17 protein-coding genes and 1 other RNA gene are annotated in these 17,485 nt (G+C 56.7%); all 18 read right to left on the bottom strand.

From position 1 onward, the window contains the following. Positions 1-6 precede the first annotated feature (6 nt). The 18 genes from trxA to MOMUL_RS07665 all read right to left on the bottom strand — a co-directional run bounded on the left by trxA (position 7) and on the right by MOMUL_RS07665 (position 17,423). Positions 7-336 carry a thioredoxin gene (gene trxA, locus MOMUL_RS07750; RefSeq protein ID WP_062283647.1) on the bottom strand — a complete coding sequence of 110 codons (330 nt, stop codon included), beginning with the start codon at positions 334-336 and terminating at the stop codon, positions 7-9. A gap of 28 nt (positions 337-364) precedes the next feature. After that, on the bottom strand, positions 365-658 hold the full coding sequence (locus tag MOMUL_RS07745; RefSeq protein ID WP_054936450.1) for a metal-sensitive transcriptional regulator: 294 nt from the start codon (positions 656-658) through the stop codon (positions 365-367). Positions 659-723: 65 nt separating this feature from the next. After that, positions 724-1,455, bottom strand: a complete 732-nt coding sequence (locus MOMUL_RS07740) for a tRNA threonylcarbamoyladenosine dehydratase (RefSeq protein ID WP_236713043.1) — start codon at positions 1,453-1,455, stop codon at positions 724-726. Between the two features lie 7 nt (positions 1,456-1,462). Next, positions 1,463-1,647: non-coding RNA, 6S RNA (ssrS, locus tag MOMUL_RS07735), on the bottom strand. Between the two features lie 60 nt (positions 1,648-1,707). Further along, positions 1,708-3,507 (bottom strand): aspartate--tRNA ligase, encoded by a 1,800-nt coding sequence (gene aspS / locus MOMUL_RS07730; RefSeq protein ID WP_201786486.1) that lies wholly within the window; start codon positions 3,505-3,507, stop codon positions 1,708-1,710. Between the two features lie 302 nt (positions 3,508-3,809). Further along, positions 3,810-5,084, bottom strand: coding sequence for a histidine--tRNA ligase (hisS, locus tag MOMUL_RS07725; RefSeq protein WP_062283642.1), 1,275 nt, complete (start codon positions 5,082-5,084; stop codon positions 3,810-3,812). 12 nt (positions 5,085-5,096) lie between these two features. Then, entirely contained in the window at positions 5,097-5,720 is a 624-nt protein-coding gene (locus MOMUL_RS07720; RefSeq protein WP_062283640.1) for an MBL fold metallo-hydrolase, read from the bottom strand. A 49-nt stretch (positions 5,721-5,769) separates the two neighbouring features. Next, positions 5,770-6,219: a D-aminoacyl-tRNA deacylase gene (dtd, locus tag MOMUL_RS07715; RefSeq protein WP_062283824.1), complete on the bottom strand. Its 450-nt coding sequence runs from the start codon at positions 6,217-6,219 to the stop codon at positions 5,770-5,772. A 59-nt stretch (positions 6,220-6,278) separates the two neighbouring features. Then, on the bottom strand, positions 6,279-8,435 hold the full coding sequence (locus MOMUL_RS07710) for a RelA/SpoT family protein (RefSeq protein WP_062283638.1): 2,157 nt from the start codon (positions 8,433-8,435) through the stop codon (positions 6,279-6,281). Between the two features lie 6 nt (positions 8,436-8,441). After that, positions 8,442-11,198 carry a single-stranded-DNA-specific exonuclease RecJ gene (gene recJ, locus MOMUL_RS07705; RefSeq protein WP_062283636.1) on the bottom strand — a complete coding sequence of 919 codons (2,757 nt, stop codon included), beginning with the start codon at positions 11,196-11,198 and terminating at the stop codon, positions 8,442-8,444. Next, positions 11,195-11,512, bottom strand: a complete 318-nt coding sequence (locus MOMUL_RS07700; protein ID WP_054936444.1) for a LapA family protein — start codon at positions 11,510-11,512, stop codon at positions 11,195-11,197. The genes recJ and MOMUL_RS07700 overlap by 4 nt, the downstream gene beginning before the upstream one ends. Positions 11,513-11,552: 40 nt before the next feature. Further along, positions 11,553-12,479, bottom strand: coding sequence for a cation diffusion facilitator family transporter (locus MOMUL_RS07695; RefSeq protein ID WP_062283634.1), 927 nt, complete (start codon positions 12,477-12,479; stop codon positions 11,553-11,555). A gap of 123 nt (positions 12,480-12,602) precedes the next feature. Next, positions 12,603-13,091 (bottom strand): hypothetical protein, encoded by a 489-nt coding sequence (locus MOMUL_RS07690; RefSeq protein WP_062283632.1) that lies wholly within the window; start codon positions 13,089-13,091, stop codon positions 12,603-12,605. A 276-nt stretch (positions 13,092-13,367) separates the two neighbouring features. After that, entirely contained in the window at positions 13,368-14,225 is an 858-nt protein-coding gene (locus MOMUL_RS07685) for a glycine betaine ABC transporter substrate-binding protein (RefSeq protein ID WP_062283630.1), read from the bottom strand. A gap of 79 nt (positions 14,226-14,304) precedes the next feature. Beyond that, a complete protein-coding gene (locus tag MOMUL_RS07680) occupies positions 14,305-14,928 on the bottom strand; it encodes an ABC transporter permease (protein WP_062283628.1) in 624 nt (207 codons plus the stop codon). Positions 14,929-14,965: 37 nt separating this feature from the next. Beyond that, positions 14,966-15,616, bottom strand: a complete 651-nt coding sequence (locus MOMUL_RS07675) for an ABC transporter permease (RefSeq protein ID WP_062283627.1) — start codon at positions 15,614-15,616, stop codon at positions 14,966-14,968. Further along, entirely contained in the window at positions 15,600-16,730 is a 1,131-nt protein-coding gene (locus MOMUL_RS07670; RefSeq protein WP_062283624.1) for a betaine/proline/choline family ABC transporter ATP-binding protein, read from the bottom strand. Before MOMUL_RS07670 ends, MOMUL_RS07675 begins: the two co-directional genes overlap by 17 nt. 48 nt (positions 16,731-16,778) lie before the next feature. Beyond that, a complete protein-coding gene (locus tag MOMUL_RS07665) occupies positions 16,779-17,423 on the bottom strand; it encodes a TrkA C-terminal domain-containing protein (protein WP_062283622.1) in 645 nt (214 codons plus the stop codon). Between the last annotated feature and the right edge of the window lie 62 nt (positions 17,424-17,485).

Here is a 17,485-nt window from a genome sequence, read left to right as displayed (position 1 = left end):
GCTAGTTTATAAATTCTTCTCCAGCACCTGGACCAGTTTGTCTTTAGTCTGGTACCCTACCAGCCGGGAGACAACTTCGCCGTTTTTAAACAGTAAAAGGGTGGGAATACTCATAATGCCGTAATCAGACGCTATCGAGGGATACTCGTCCACGTTGAGCTTGGCCACCTTGATTTTACCTTCGTATTCCCCGGCCAGTTGCTCCACAACGGGAGCAATCATCCGGCAGGGGCCACACCAGGCGGCCCAGAAGTCAACCAGGACCGGGGGCTTCGCGGAGAGCACTTCTTCTTTAAAATTGGCATCCGTGAGGGTAACGATATTGTGCGCTGCCAAACCTATCCTCTCCCTTCGCTTTTTCCCTTTAGCTGGTGAAGCGGTTTAAAACATCAATAAGCTCATCAATTATTTCTCCATCTTCCTGATTGACTATGGCCGTCCGGACACAGCCACGGACATGGGCTTCAAAAATCATAGTGCCGACCTTTTTCAAGGCTGCCCGCGCGGCGGCAATTTGAATAAGAATATCGACACAATACTTGTCCTCTTCAATCATGCGGTGGATACCCTTGACCTGACCCTCGATCTTCCGCAGGCGGAGCAGTAAATCATCCCGCTGGGGTGCATAGGAACTCTCCTCGCCAGGCCTCCTGCTCAATTCCCTAAACCTCCTTCCCCGGGGATACCCCTATCCAGTATACAGCATAATTGCAGCAACGGCAACTAGCAATCGGTCCGGTTCAGGATGTTCCTTACCACCAGGCTGGCCAGGAGCAGGCCGGCCACGGCCGGGACAAAAACCATACTGCCGGGGGGTTGTCTCTCGCCTGGCGCCAGTTCCGGGTTAGGACGGGCCGGCAGGGGCGGTTCTTCCGAGTAGACCACTGTCAGGCCCGTAGTGATGCCCCGGGCTTTTAGACCCCGCCGGACGGCCCGGGCCAGGGGACACCCCCTTGTAGCGCTGATGTCGGCCACCCTTAAACGGGTGGGGTCCAGGCGATTGCCCGCTCCCATACTGCTGACCACAGGTACTCCCGCCTGCAGGGCCGTAGCCAGGAGGTCTATCTTCGCTCCCACACTGTCAATGGCATCCACCAGGTAGTCCAGGTCGCGCCGGACAAATTGCGGGCCTTTTCCCGGGCTGTAGACTTCCTGCCGGGTAACTATTACCGCCTCCGGGTTGATCTCCCGGCAGCGCCGGGCCAGGACTTCTACCTTGGGTTGGCCCAGGGTTGAATGCAGAGCCGGTACCTGGCGGTTGATGTTGCTGGGTCGTACTACATCCTGGTCCACCAGTTCCAGGTAGCCTATACCCGCGCGGGCCAGGGCCTCCACAGCAAAGGAGCCGACTCCGCCGGTACCAATTACCGCTACCCTGGCTGCCGCCAGGCGGGCCCGCCCTTCGGGCCCAATGAGCATTTCCGTGCGGGACCAGAAACTCTCCACCTTGCCCACCAAAAAATAAAACCCCACAAATGCCGTGCTCACCGTGTGTTTAATGAACCCGCTCTCCGCAGGTGGGTGCCTCCCTGGACGCTTTTTGCTTCCCCTCCATGGGGGCCTGCAAGCCACGCCCAGAGGTTGGGCTCCCTTTGTATAGGTGTTGGCTCAAAACTCCACGGTGCAACACGAACATCGCAGGGTAAAATTCTTTACTCCTCCTGTTGCAAGTATGATGTTAACACAAACTTAAAGGATTTGCAAGTACTATGCTTTGCCAGCACTGCTTAGCTTACCCGCCGGACGGGCGGTAGTTTTGAGATGCAGCTCCAGGAGCTGCTCCGGTGCGACTGTCGAAGGTGCCGCCGTCATCAGGCAGGTCCCGCTCTGGGTCTTGGGGAAGGCGATGCAGTCGCGGATGGTATCCCGCCGGGCCATGATCATGATCATCCGGTCCAGGCCAAAGGCAATGCCACCGTGGGGCGGAGTGCCGTATTCAAAGGCCTCCAGCAGGAAGCCAAATTTCTCCCGGGCCTCATCCGGGGAAAAGCCTAAGAGGCTAAACATTTTTTCCTGAATATCGCGGCGGTGAATGCGGATACTGCCCCCGCCCAACTCGACGCCGTTTAAAACCAGGTCGTAAGCCAGGGCGCGCACTTTTAAAGGTTCAGTATCCAGCAGGGGCCAGTCCTCTTCCATGGGCATGGTAAAGGGGTGGTGCACGGCCACATAACGCTTTTCTTCCGGGCTGTATTCCAGTAAGGGGAAATCCGTTACCCAGGTAAAGGCCAGTTGCTCCGGCTCATAGAGGTGTAACCGCCGGCCCAGTTCCAGGCGTAAGGATCCCAGGGCGGTAGCCGCAACCGCCTCGCTATCGGCAACAAACAGGAGAAGATCTCCTTCCTTGCCCCCCATGCGGGCCACCAGGTCCTGGAGTTCTTGACCCGTAAAGAACTTGGCAATTGGAGAACGGATACCCTCGGCAGTAACGGCCATCCAGGCCAGCCCTTTGGCACCAAAGACGGCCGCAGCTCGCGTCAATTCATCCAGTTCCCGGCGGGAGAAACTGGCGCCACCGGGAACGCACAGGCCCCGTACCACCCCGCCCCGGGCTGCCGCGTCGGCAAAAACTTTAAAGCCGCACCCTCTAACCAGGTCGGATACATCGGTAATCTCCAGGCCGAAGCGGAGATCAGGCTTGTCAGAGCCAAAGCGGGCCATGGCTTCTTGATAGGTCAGCCGCGGCAGGGGAAGGGTAAGTTCAATCCCCAGGGTTTCCCGGAAAACATGGGCCATTAATTCTTCCACCAGGTTTAAAATATCTTCCCGCTGGATAAAGGACATCTCCATATCCAGCTGGGTAAACTCCGGCTGGCGGTCGGCCCTTAAGTCTTCATCCCGGAAACAGCGGACAATCTGGAAATAACGCTCTATACCGGCCACCATGAGAATCTGTTTAAAGAGCTGGGGTGACTGGGGCAGGGCAAAGAATTCCCCCGGCCGCAGCCTGCTGGGCACCAGGAAATCCCGCGCCCCTTCCGGGGTGCTGCGGGTCAGCATGGGTGTTTCAATTTCCCAGAAGCCCCGGCTGTCCAGGAAATCGCGGATGGCCCTGGTCGTCCGGTAACGCAGGTACATTATGCTCTGCATTTCCGGGCGGCGCAGGTCCAGGTAGCGGTAACGCAGGCGTAAGGCTTCGTCGACATCAATGTTATCCTCAATGTAAAAGGGCGGCGTTTTGGCCCGGTTAAGGATGCGCAGTTTCCTGGCCTCGACTTCAATGGTGCCGGTAGCGAGTTTGGGATTGGCTGTGCCTTCCGGCCGCGGCCGCACCCTGCCGGTCACCGCCACCACATATTCATTGCGTACCTCTTCGGCTTTCTTAAAGGCCGGTCCTGCCTCCGGGTCGCAGACAACCTGTACCAGGCCGGAACGGTCGCGCAAGTCGATAAAGATGAGGCCGCCGTGGTCGCGGCGGCGGTGCACCCAGCCCATGAGGGTTACTTCTTTACCTGTATCTTCTGCCCTGAGCTCCCCGCAGCCATGGCTGCGGTGCAGCCCGGCCATAGACTCGATCACTAATATCCACGCTCCTCTAAAATGCCGGTATTTCACCTGGCTTTGTTTTCGCTCGCTCCCTGGCCCTCTCGGAGCGGCCTAAGGCTCAGCCGTGAGGCGGAAAGATCGGGGTCCCAGCCTATTCGGCATCCTTGCCTTGAGAATCCGGCCTAGGACCTCCCGTTCCCGGCCGCCCTCGCTCTTCGGCGCAACTTCGGCCGCTCAGCCGCCCGGGCCAGGTCGCTCTCGCCATACAAAAGCCAGGGGCCACTGTCCCCATACGGGACTCTTACCCTAACTTCCCACTCAATTTAGCCACCACAAGTTTCTTTCACCCGGTGGCAATACTCCACTGCTGCCTCTAAAGGTACTTCTTCCTGCGTCCCGGTATCCAGGCGGCGGACCAGGACCTGCCCCCGGGAGAGTTCTTCCTCTCCGAGGATTACGGCCAGTTTAGCCGGGTAGCGGTTGGCATGCTTCATCTGGGCCTTGAGGCTGCGGCCCAGGTAGTCTTTATCAGCCTTCAACCCACCCGCCCTTAAACTGGCCAGCAGGCGGACGGCCGCCCTTTCTACCCCGGCGCCGGCCGTGACTACCAGGACATCTATCCCTCCATCCGGCCTTAAATCCCGACCCTGGGCTTCCAGGGCGAGTAAGACCCGTTCCAGACCCAGGCCAAAGCCAATTCCCGGCACCGGTTTACCCCCCAGGGCCTCCACCAGGCCGTCATAACGACCGCCGCCGCCAATGGAACTCTGGGCGCCGATGCCTTTGACCATTATCTCAAAGGCCGTGTTGGTGTAGTAATCCAGGCCGCGTACCAGGTGCTCGTCCAGGATAAAGTCAATCCCTAGTTCTTGCAGGTACTCCTGGACGCGCTCGAAATGCTCACCGCAGTCCGGGCAAAGGGAAGCGGCTATCGTCGGCGCCCCGGCGACTATCTCCTGGCACACCGGGCTCTTGCAGTCAAAGATGCGTAAAGGGTTGCGTTCAAAACGGCCCTGGCAGGTGGGGCACAGTTCCTGTAAGCGCGGCCGCAGGTAATCCTGCAGTTTCTCCCGGTGCCGGGGCCGGCAGGCCGGGCAGCCGACGCTGTTTAAATGTAGTTCCAGGTCCTTCAGCGCCAGGCGGTTATAAAAATCCATGGCCAGGGCGATAACCTCGGCATCCAGGGCCGGGTCCCGGGAACCAAAGGCTTCCACCCCAAACTGGTGGAACTGGCGCAGCCGGCCGGCCTGGGGGCGGCCGTAACGGAACATGGGACCAAGGTAAAAAAGCTTTACCGGCAGTCCCCCGGCCTCCAGGTGGTGCTCCAGAAAGGCCCGCACCACCGGGGCCGTGCCTTCCGGCCGCAAGGTCACGCTGCGCCCGCCGCGATCGGTAAAGGTATACATTTCCTTCTCCACAATATCGGTGGTATCCCCGACGCCGCGGTTAAAAAGCTCGGTATGCTCAAAAACAGGCGTACGGATTTCCCGGTAGCCGTACAGCCGGCTGACCTCCCTGGCGGTGGCCTCCAGTAAGTACCAGCGGCCTACCTCCTCAGGGAGGATGTCTTCCGTACCCCGTGGTCGACTGGTTAGCATCTCAGGCCTCCATTAAGTAAAAAAGGGATTATCGGCCCGCTCGGCACCAATGGTAGAGGCCGGGCCGTGGCCGGGATAAATTTCCAGCTCGTCGTCCAGGACAAAGAGCTTTTCTTTAATGGAATTAAGCAACTGATTAAAAGAACCGCCGGGAAAATCGGTACGGCCAATGGAACCGGCGAAGAGGGTATCGCCGGTAAAGATTAAACCCTCGCCCTGCAAACAAATCCCGCCCGGGGTATGGCCGGGGGTATGGATCACCGTCAGGGTAATGGTCCGGCCAATGGTGATGGTGTCGCCCTCCTGCAAGAGGCGGTCGGCCCCGGGGCTGCTTACCCTGGTGCCCATTAGCACGGAAAGATTGCGCCCGGGCTCCGTAAGGAAGGGGGCATCGTCTCTGTGGATGAGGATGGCGGCGCCAGTGGCGTTCTTTATAGCCCCGTTGGCCCCTATATGGTCGATATGGCCGTGGGTATTGATGATATAGCGGATTTTTAAGCCCGCTTCCCGGGCTGCTGCTAGAATCCGCTCTCCTTCGGCACCGGGGTCAATGACGGCCCCTTCTTTAGTTTCCTGGCAACCCACCAGGTAGCAGTTGGTACCAATGGGACCCACAACCAGGGTTTTGAGAAACATTAGCCCACCTTCTCCCTAATAACCTTTGTGATACCTGTTCAAAGACAAACTAAAATAACCTCTCGCTATCAAGGAGCATGGTCACCGGGCCGTCGTTTTCCAGGGCTACCAGCATGTCGGCCTGGAACTGGCCCGTTGCCACCCTGATCCCATACGCTGCCAGGGCGGCAACAAATTGCCGGTACAGCTCCCTGGCTAATTCCGGTGGCGCCGCGGCAGTAAAACTGGGCCGCCGCCCTTTGCGGCAGTCGCCATAGAGGGTAAACTGGGAAACGGCCAGGATCTCGCCGCCTACGTCCCGGACCGATAAGTTCATTTTACCTTCGTTATCAGCGAAAATCCGCAAATTGGCCACCTTGTCGGCCAGGTAGGCGACGTCATCGCCATCATCCCCCTGGCCTACGCCGAGGAAAACCAGGAGTCCCGGGCCAATGGCGCCCACTTCCTGCCCTTCGACCGTCACCCGGGCCCTTTTGACCCGTTGCACAACCGCTCTTATACCTGTCACCTGCCTTCCAGTTTAACACAAAAAACCACGAAAACAAAGCCCGTGGTCATCTAACTGGGAACCACCCTTTTGACCTCCATCACATCGCGGATACGGCGGATTTTATCCATAATATAGTTCAAGTGCTCCAGGCTCCTGATTTCAATCTTTAAGTCCACCAGGGCCTGGTCATTCCTGGTGGCCCGGGCGTGGACAGAGTTAATAATGGTTTTGGTATCCGCCACTGCGGCCATAATATCCATGGCCAGATTGGGCCGGTCCAGGGCCAGGGCCTCAATATGCACCTGGTAGGTGGCGTCAGCGGTACCGTCCCAGGCCACCTCAATAATCCGCTCCCTTTCCGTTTCCCGGTGGTGGTTGATATTGGGGCAGTCGGCCCGGTGGACACTGACTCCCCTCCCCCGGGTTATATAACCCAGGATGGCGTCCCCGGGCAGGGGATTGCAGCAGTGGGCCAGGCGGATATCCAGGTTATCTATCCCCTTGACCCGGATGCCATGGGAAGGTTTGCCGTAGCCGCTCCAGGGCTTAACTGTTGTTTTAGCAGCCTCGGCAGGTGGCGGTACTTCTTCTTCTCCCTTCAGGCGGCCGAGTACTTGATAGGGGGTAAGGACGCCATCACCCACCATTACATACAGGTCTTCGCTAGTGGCTACATTGAATTTCCGGGCCGCTTCCTGGAGCAAAGGGGGTTTTAGAATCTCTTCCGGGTCAAAGCCCTGCTTCTGGCATTCCTTTTCCAGCAGTTCCCGGCCCCTGGCCAGGTTTTTCTCCCGCTCTTCCTTTCTAAACCACTGGCGGATGCGGTTTTTGGCCTGGGAAGTCTTGACGATGTGCAGCCAGTCCCGGCTGGGGCGGCTGCCCTTGGTGGTTAAAACTTCAACAATATCCCCTGTTTTTAACTTATAATCAAGGGGTACAATGCGGCCGTTAACCCGGGCCCCGGTACAGCGGTGACCCACATCGGTATGCACCCGGTAGGCGAAGTCTATGGGCACCGAACCGGCCGGCAGTTCCACTACATCCCCCTTGGGGGTAAAGACGTAGACGCGATCGGAAAAGAGATCGATCTTTAAGGATTCCATGAACTCCCGGGGATCGCGCATCTCGCGCTGCCAGTCCAGGAGCTGCCGCAGCCAGGTCAGTTTTTTCTCAAAGTCCGGGTCCGAGTTACCGCCGTCTTCTTTATAGCGCCAGTGGGCGGCAATGCCGTATTCGGCCGTGCGGTGCATTTCCCAGGTACGGATCTGGATCTCAAAGGGATCACCGTTAGGGCCGATAACGGTGGTATGCAGGGACTGGTACATATTGGGTTTGGGCATGGCGATGTAATCCTTAAAGCGCCCGGGAATAGGCTTCCACAGGGCGTGGACCAGCCCCAGAACGGCATAACAATCCTTTACACTATCAACAATCACCCGCACGGCAATGAGGTCGTATATCTCGCTTAACTCCTTGCCCTGCTTCACCATTTTGTTATAAATACTGTAAAAATGCTTGGGCCGCCCCTGGATGTCGGCTTTAATCCCACCTTCGGCTAATTTCTCCCCCAGGATCTTAACCACTTGCTGGATATATTCTTCCCGCTCCCGGCGCTTCATGTTGATGCTGTTGACCAGCTCATAATAGCGTTCAGGCTCGAGATAGCGCAGGGACTGGTCTTCCAGCTCCCACTTAAGGCGGAAAATACCAAGGCGGTGGGCCAGGGGCGCGAAGATTTCCAGGGTCTCCCGGGCAATCTCCTGCTGCTTTTCCGGCGGGTGGTGCTTCAAGGTGCGCATGTTATGCAGGCGGTCGGCCAGTTTGATCAGGATGACCCGGATATCCTGGGCCATGGCCAGGAACATCTTGCGTAAAGTTTCCGCCTGCTGTTCTTCCTTGGTCTTGTATTCCAGGCGGCTGAGCTTGGTGACGCCGTCGACCAGAAGGGCCACTTCATCGCCAAAAATTTCCCTGATAGTATCCAGGCTGATGGGCGTATCTTCCACCACATCATGGAGGAGGGCCGCTGCTATGGTCACCACGTCCAGCTGCAATTCCGCCAGGATAGCAGCCACATTTAAGGGGTGAGTAATATAATCTTCCCCCGAGCGCCGTTTCTGTCCCTCGTGGGCGGCAGCAGCAAACTGATAGGCGTCATCCAGGAGTTTCAGGTCCGCTCCCGGCTGGTAGCTTTTAACCTGTTGCTCCAGTTCCTTCAGGTCCACAGGACATCACCTCCCGCCTGCAATTTGCCGGTAAAATTGCCGGGCCATTTCCGTTTCCGCCAAAAGCTGGCGGTAACGCCGGGAAGCCATTAAATTGCACCTGGCAGCTACCTCCTGGAGATGAATGGCCAGCTCCCGCCCCCGGCTTTCGACCCGGATGAGACCAAGTTCTTCAAAAATCGCCAGGTACCATCGTTGATGATAACCTTTATTATTAATTATGTAAAGCCTGCTGCCGTTGTTAGTCCCTTTTTGCAGCTGGCGGTAAAATACTACCAGTTCCCGGCGCAGGTTTTCCGGCTGCCTGTCCCCTTCCCGGAGGTTGATATATACTTCCGGCACCTGTTCAGCCGCCGGCAGGGCCAGCTCTATTTCCTCCTGGCTGCCGGGAGGGTAATTAAAGATTACAGCATCGGCGGGGTAAAACCATGCCGGCATCTCCCGGCTGGCTACCAGCAGCGGCAGGCGGCCGCTCAAAGCCGTTTCCCGGGCCAGCCAGAGGTGCCGGGCATCAAGAAAAGTATCTACGGCCAGCCGCACCCCGGGCAGCTCCTGCTGCAACCGGGCTGCCAGTTGCAGCATCTGCGCAGCGTCCCTTTCATATAGGAGGACGTTTTGTCCCCTGGCCAGCAGCTCTGTTAAGAGGGGCAACAGTTCCGGGAATACCTGCCAGATTGCCGGGCTGCCGGCAGGACGTAACAGGTACCCTGCCGCCTGTTCCCCGGTGACCAGGGCAGATACCAGGAAGGAATCTTCCCCGGCCCCTGCTTCTGCCGGCCAGAAGGGGTGACAGGTGATGATCCCTCTTCCCTGGCTTAAAATACTGTTAAAACCCGCCTGTCCTAGCCAGGGGCCCAGGGGGCGTAAGGATACTGGATTCTTTAAACATCGCTTTAAACCGTAATAGCACTGGCGAATAGCCAGGCTGGTGGCGAATAAAAGCCCCGCGACAGGCCGGTTGCCGTTTAAGACTGCCTGCAATTGCCGGCACCAGGTGGGATTGGCCCCTGCCTGGCTGGTTGCCGCCACCAGTTCCTTGCTTACAACCGGCAGTGCCGGTATCCTGCCTGCCGGCCGGAGGGCTGCCAGCGCGAGCTGGAGCTCCTCCCGTCCCTGGTAGTTGTCCCGCTCCAGGTAAAAGGCCAGGTCCACCAGGTCACCGGGAGACAGGCCCGGCGGTAATTGCAGGTTAAAGCCGATAGCCTCCAGTTGCCTGCCTTCCCCGCCTACCATCAACTTTAAATGGGCACCATTGCTGCCCACCTGGCGGGCCGCCTTTAAACGGGCGTTGCTGTAGACCAGGAGGGGACGGGGATTGCCCTCGCCATAGGGAGCCAGGCCCTCCAGCTCCGCCAGTAGCTCCCAGTCCAGCTGGCTGAAAAGGACTTCCGCCTCAGGTGCTATTGCAGGAGCCAGTTGAACCTCAGTCATTAGTGACCTTACAGCTTCATTAAAAGCGGCCTGGAAGGCCGGGATTTCTTTAGCAGCGATCTCTAGTCCCGCTGCCTGGGCATGGCCGCCAAAGGCCAGGAGGTGAGAACGGCACCTGGTGAGGATTTCATGGAGATTGATACCCGGGAGGCTGCGCCCCGAACCCCGCCCTCTATCCCCCGCCAGGGCAATTAAAACAACCGGGTAGTTAAATTTTTCCACCAGGCGGGCAGCAACAATGCCAGTTACCCCCGGGTGCCAGCCCTCGGCCGCCAGGACCAGGCCTTTTGCTCCTGCAGCTAAAGCCTTCACGGCCATGGCTTCGGCCTCGGCGGCAATACTCTCCTCCAGGTGTCTCCGGGCCTGGTTTTCCTTCTGCAGGTGCTGGGCCAGTTCCAGGGCCCGCTGGGGGGAAGAAGTTATTAAAATTTCTAGGGCCGGCACGGCACTTCCCAGGCGGCCGCAGGCATTCAAGCGGGGAACAAGGCCAAAGGCCACTTCCCGGGCCGTCCACTCCCTGGCCGGCAGGCCTGCCACCTCTCCCAGGGCCTTCAGGCCGGGCCGCGCGCCTCCGGCGAGGGCTTTTAAACCCAGCTGGACCAGGAGGCGGTTTTCTCCCAGGAGGGGTACGGCGTCGGCGATAGTCGCCAGGGCTACCAGGTCCAGGGCCCAGCCGGCGGCCACTTCCCCTTGCGGCGCGAGTCCAAAGTAATTCGCGAGGGACTGGGCCAGTTTAAAGGCCACCCCGGCGCCGCAGAGGGGAGGCAGGTCCGGTGCCAGCAGGGGGTTAACTACGGCCCTGGCCTGCGGCAATTCCGCCCCGGGCCGGTGGTGGTCGGTAATAATCAGGTCCAGCCCCTGCTGCCGGGCAAAGATAGCCTCCTCCAGGGAAGTAATACCGCAGTCCACCGTTACCACCAGGCGGCAATCTAACTCTAACGCTTTAATGAGGGCCTTCTTTTTTAAACCGTAACCCTCCGCCAGGCGGTCGGGAATATAAACTTCAGCCTCAACCCCCAGGCGCGCCAGGGTTTCCAGCATAATGGCCGTGGCTGCCAGGCCGTCGACATCATAGTCCCCATGGACCATGATTTTTTCCCGTTTTTCTATGGCCTGGACCAGGCGTTCCCGGGCTGCCGGCAGGCCGGGAATTTTCTCTGGCGGGATAAGATTGGCCGGATCCGGCTGGAAAAAGGCCCTGGCCGCTGCCGCCGTAGTTATGCCCCGGTTGAGGAGAATTTGCGCCGTCACAGGTGAGATATGTAACTCCCGGGCCAGGGCCAGCCTCTCCGGCAGGTTAACTGGAGGTATGACCCACTGGGTTCCTGTCAAGCTTCCTGCTCCCTTTCCTGCCGGCCTGCCCCCGTTCCCGCTGCCACTTGCTCGAGGCGGGCTATGGTTTCCTGCAGTCTTTTATGCTGGCTTTTTAATTCTCTTATTTCCCGGGCCTGGCGTACCTGCCTGACGGCGCCCAGCAAAAATACCACCAGGGCACCGAAGGCTGCTGACCCCAGGATAACCAGGACCAGGGAAATATTACTAAATTGCCAGGCTAAAAAATTAATTTCTACCGGGCCTGCATTCTGGACGGCAAAGATAGCCACCAGCAGGGCAAAAAAAATGGCCAGGAGGGAAAAAATCTGCATCAGTCCACCCCCGAAAAATAGACGATGTTCACATCTATATTCAATTCGCCTTCGAGGAACGATTTTCCTTCTCCGGGCAGGTGGTACACACCCGGCAATCCACCACTGAAGAGCAGGGTTCGGCATGGATTAAAACATCGGTGTAAGGCAGAGCTGCTCTTATCTCATCGCCAATATGCTCACAGAGGTCATGGACATAATCGATATGTTTGTAACGCGGTACCACCAGGTGCAGGTCTACCTGGCGGTCCCGGCCAGCCTTGCGAGTGCGTAATTTATGGAATTCAACATACTCATGGGCATGCCGGGCGATAATTTCCTTAATTACCTCTTCTTCTTCAGCCGGCAGGCTGACATCCATCAGGGGCAGCATGGCCTCCCGGGTTAAATGGCAGGCTGCCCTGATGATCATGGCGGCTACCACCAGGGCTACCAGGGGGTCCAGCCAGTAGAATCCAGTAAAATAAAGGGCTACCAGGCCCAGCATGACGCCGGCGGAAGTATAAACATCGGTGCGCAGGTGCCAGGCGTCGGCCTCCAGGGCGATGGACTCCGTATCCTTTGCCACCTGGAAGAGATAGCGGGAAACCAGGTAGTTGACTACGACGGCCCCGCCCATTACGGCAACGCCGGTCAGGGGCTCGTTAACGGCATGACCGCCGCTAATGAGTCTTTTTATAGCTTCATAAATAATCCATATGGCTGCCAGGAAAATCAGCAGGGCTTCAATGGTACCTGCAATATTTTCAATTTTGCCATGACCGTAGCGGTGCTCGGCATCAGCCGGCTTGCTGGCTTCCCGGACGGAAAAATAGGCTATCGCCGCCGCCACCAGGTCCAGGCCGGAGTGGATGGCTTCCGACATGACACTGACCGAGTGCATCCAGTAACCGATCCCCAGTTTACCCAGCACCAGGATTATGTTGGAAAAGATAGATACCCTGGCAGCTCTGGTCCGCACATCCATTTTTAAGGCCTCCTGCATCCTTATAAGTAAAAAATTGGACTTCATCCGGGAGCGATGAAGTCCCTGGCACCAAGCCTTTTACTCATTTTACAACATTAGTTTGTCTTCCGCAAGCTGCCCGCCCTAAAAAAGTCCAAGCAGGCGCCCGCCCAGCAGCACGGCCGTTAAAAATAAAGCCCCCAGCCGTAAGCCGGGTAAAAACAATCCCGCGGCTAATTCGTGTAGTAAATGCCGGCGCGAGAAATAAGCCGCTCCCAGGCTGCCGGTGCTCCCTGCCAGGAACAATCCCCACAGGGGGCCGAGAAAAATCCCGGCCATGACCAGAGCCGCTAGACTCCCTGTTAGCAACTGTTTTCCTGCCAGGACTGATTCTTTATGCCTCCGGTACCAGCGCCGGGCAACTCCTTCGGCTGCCATGAGAGCAACGGTTCCCCCGACCGTAGCCAGGGCAACATAAGGGGCCGACAACCCCGGGACCAGGCCGGTGGCGCCCAAAATTACCCCTGCAGCCCAGAGGAGCAATAGCCCCCGCTCGGGCCGGACTACTCCTGCTGCCATGGCCAGGGTAAAGGTTAAACCGCCAAGGAAGGAAATGGCTAAATGGATATCCATTGTTAAGCTACCTGCAGGTTTGTTTTTTTACGTTTAGCATACCCCGGCTGAGGTTAGGTATACTGCCCGGCGTAAGGCCCAGCCGCTCCTTCTCTCGGATTGAGAGCAGTCATGGTCGCCAGTTCCCTGGTCGCACAGTTGTCAATACCGAGAGAAAATAATTTGCTCACCGGTAGGAAACCGGCGGACTCCGTGTACTGGCGGATTCATATTAGTTCGACAATAGTATCCCTTTATTGGTGCAGATAAACTCTTCGTAAGCTTTATACCCTCATGTTACTTGATCAGGCCTTTTTTCAGCAGGAAATCTCTTGCCACCTGGGCCACTTCCTTTTTTTCCTCGTCGACCTGATAATTCAGCTGACGCATCTCATCATCATTGAGCTGGCCCGCCAGCTTGTTCAGGACTTCTTCCAGCTGGGGATACTTCTCGAGGGTGTCCATACGTACCAACGGTGCAGCAAAGTAAGGCGGGAAGAAGTGTTTATCATCTTCCAGTATCTTTAGCTTATAGGTAATCAACTGGCCGTCGGTGGCGAAGGCGTCGATCACATCTACCATCTTGTTATGAATGGCTTCGTATTTTAAGCCGGTTTCCATCTGCTTGGTGCTTTTGAAATTTAGCCCGTAAGTGGCAATTAAGCCGTCATAGCCGTCCGGGCGGTTAAAAAATTCCTGCTCGGCCCCAAGTACCATCTCACCGGCTACGCTTTTCAGGTCGGATATTTTTTGTAAGTTACGCTGTCGAGCAACCTCCTCCGGTACCGCAAGGGTGTAAGTGTTATTAAAACCAAAGGGTTTCAGCCACTTCAGCTTGAACTGCTCGTTATATGCCTTTTGGACGGTATCGTACGCCTTCTGGGGGTCATTAATAACTTCCTTTTTCAAGATTGCCACCAGGCCGGTACCGGTGTAGTCAGCGTAGAGATCAAGGTCGCCTTTTTTAAGGGCGTTAAAGTTAACCAGGGTACCGCCAAGGTTTAATTTGCGTTCCACCTTCAGGTCCGTATGGGCTTCTATGAGCTGGGCCATTATCTCGCCAAGGAGAATGTTTTCGGTAAAGTCCTTGGACCCTACAACCACTGTGCCTTTAGCCCTGGTTCCACCGCAGCCGGTAGCTACAAATAGCAACATAGCGATGCCTGTAAATAGCGCGATCAGCTTCCCAACTCGTTTGGATTTCTCGCGCAAGATATCCCATCCTTTCTTTAATTTATAATGCTGAGACAGCCTTTTTTTTGAGCCCCCGCGGAACCAATACTTGTTCCAGCAGGGCCAGTCCGGCGTCGGTCAAAATAGCCAGCAGCGCCGCAGGTACGGCCCCCATCAGTACCATAGTGTTGTTCCTCGTTTGAATACCGCGCCAGATTAGCGTCCCCAAGCCTCCTGCCCCAATGAGCACGCCGATGGTCGCAATTCCAATGGCCGTGACAAGAGCCACACGCATACCGGCCAGGATTACCGGTAGCGCAATTGGTACTTGCACTCGCCATATTAGTTGGCTCCTGGTCATCCCCATGCCTTTACCTGCCTCCAGCAGGCCGGGGTCTACCCCTAATAGCCCGGTATAGGTATTGCGGACGATGGGCAGCAGGGAATAAAGGAACAACGATACAACAAGGGTAGTATCCCCCAGCCCGAACAGCATCATCAATAGAGCTAACATGGCCAGGCTGGGAATAGTTTGGATCACTTCAGTGGCTGCCATTACAAGCTTGGCCAACCACCGGTACCTGGTCAACAATATTCCCAACGGAATGCCGCCCGCAGCGGCCAACGCAACTCCCATTATCGACAAGCTGATATGTTGCCAACTCAGAGCCAGCACTCTATCCATCTTTCGCCTCCTATCTCATTGGTTTTGAACGGGCGGGTTATCGCTGCCGCAGCCCCCGCGGGGTTACCGCACGCTCTACAAAACCTAGTGACCAGCTGGCCAGTAGGGCCAGCAGGGCAGCGGGTAATGCACCGGCCATAATGAGCTTGGCGTCATAGGTGTGGATGCCGGCAAGAATTGGATCGCCCAATCCACCGGCGCCGATTAAGGCCGAAAGGGTGGCCCAGCTGATAATATAGACAGTTGAAACGCGGATGCCGGACATGATAACCGGGAAGGCTAAGGGGAACTGTATCCAGGTTAAAAGCTGTCTCCGGTTCATCCCCATACCTATACCGGCTTCCAGGTAGGCAGGATTTACTTCGCGAATGCCGGTATAGGTGTTGCGTAGAATTGGGAGTATCGAGTAGAGGAACAATACAGTCATGGCCGGTACTATACCAATGCCAAGAAAAGGCAGAATAAATCCAAAAAACGCCAGGCTGGGAATGGTTTGAATAGTACTGGAAATACCGAGCACCACCGACGCCGCTCGCTGATGGCGGGCGAGTAGAATACCCAACGGCACCGCGATAAGGGTTCCCATCAGCACCGCACCTAGCGAAAGCAGCAAATGTTCCCCGGTAGCAGATAGGATACTCGAGCCTTTGGCAGCCAAAAACTCCGTCCAGCTAAGCACTCGCCTCATCTCCCCACACCACGGATGCCAGGGCATTGACCATGCTGGTCCTGGTAACCAGTCCCTTCAAGCGGCCCTCCTTATCGATTACCGGCAGGTACTCCAGCCGCTCCCGGGTGATCAGGTCAAAGGCCTCCCGGGCCGGGGTTCCCTCGAACACTACAGGAACGTCACGAGCCATCAAATCCTGCACCTGGTGAGCCCGCTGGTAGTTGCGATTCAATTCCTCGATAGAAACGGAGCCTAACAGCCGGCCAGCTTCATCGGTAACCAGCAGCGTATCTACCTTTTTACGACGCATGGTGGCAACTCCTTCGGCAACACCCGTATGGGGCCGTACCGTCACCGGTTCACCAATCATAACCTGTTCTACGGTGCGCAATTCCAGTCCAGGAGCCAGCCGTTCTTTGCCGATGAACGAGGCCACGAACTCGTTGGCGGGGTGCCGCAACAGTTCTTCAGGCGCAGCGACTTGGACGATGTGGCCGTCTTTCATTACCACAATCCGGTCAGCAAGTTTCAGTGCCTCGTCCATATCGTGGGTAACAAAGAGAATGGTCTTATGCAGCTTGGCCTGCAAGGCCTTCAATTCCTCCTGCAGGTTTTCCCGCGTAATTGGGTCAAGGGCACCAAAGGGCTCATCCATAAGGATGAGCGGTGGTTCAGCCGCCAGGGCACGCAACACCCCGATACGCTGTTGCTGCCCCCCGCTTAGCTCTGAAGGGTAACGGTCAGCGTATTCATCAGGGTCCATACCCACCAGTTCCAATAATTCGCGAACGCGCTGGCGGCGGCGTTCTGCTGGCCATCCCAGCAGGCGAGGTACCACATCCACGTTTTGAGCAATAGTCATGTTGGGAAACAAAGCTATCTGCTGGATAACGTAGCCAATGTGTCGCCGTAACGCCACGGGATTTTGTTCCCGGATATCCTTGCCGTTAAGGTAGATGGCCCCGGAGGTGGGTTCGATAAGACGGTTAACCATTTTTAAGGTGGTGGTCTTGCCACAACCGCTGGGGCCAATTAACACAATAAATTCTCCGGCCTCGACTTCCAGGTTGAAATCGGCTACGGCTATTCGATTGCCGTCATATACTTTCGAGACGTGTTCGAAGGTAAGCATGGCGTCCTCCTTTCAACAGGGGTGTTTCAGGCTAAAGAACGCCTGGTATTAACCGTCAGTAAGGGCTGGTTTACCTTCAGCCAGCCGGCGCAACCGGTCCACCGCCTTCTGGTTTCCCACCACCAGGAGCAAGTCCCCCGCGCTTAATCGAAGCTCTGTGCCCGGAGAGGCGTACCAGCGGCCCCGGCGCCGTACAGCGGTAACGGTAACACCCGTAACTGTCCTCAATTGGGCCTCCTGCACGCTCTTTCCCACAAGGGGTGAACCCGGTGAAACCAAGATCTCTTCAGCATTCTGCATGTTTTTTAGCATGCCTGTTTTAAAGTGCACAATTTCTTTAACCAGTTTATCGATTTCCGCATTTAACTTGTTACGCTGTTTGATAAGGGTATCCAGCCGGCGCTCCAAGACCTCAAGGGAGTTGTGTTCGTGAAAATCCTCGATAAAGTCCCGGGCGGCCTGACGGGAAAGGATAATTACCCCACTCCCTGGAACTACTTCAACCACCTGTCGCGCCTGCAGAAGCGCCAGGGCCTTTCTTACTGTTTCGGGCGAAACTCCATACTGCCCGGCTAAAATAGTCCGCCCCGATACTCTTTCACCTTCGTTGTAAGTTCCCCGGAGAATCTCGCCGGCAATCATTAGGGCAATTTGTTCATAACGGGCCAGTTCTTCGCTGCTTATATAGTCCATTGTTAGTCTCTCCTTACCGACAACTCTATATTATAACTTAGATTGTCACTTGTCAACCTGTA

The organism is Moorella mulderi DSM 14980 (genome assembly GCF_001594015.1).
In the GTDB taxonomy this organism is placed as follows: domain Bacteria; phylum Bacillota; class DSM-521; order Neomoorellales; family Neomoorellaceae; genus Neomoorella; species Neomoorella mulderi.
The sequence above is the reverse complement of the archived record's forward strand: the minus strand, read 5'-3'. Positions and strand labels throughout refer to the sequence as shown.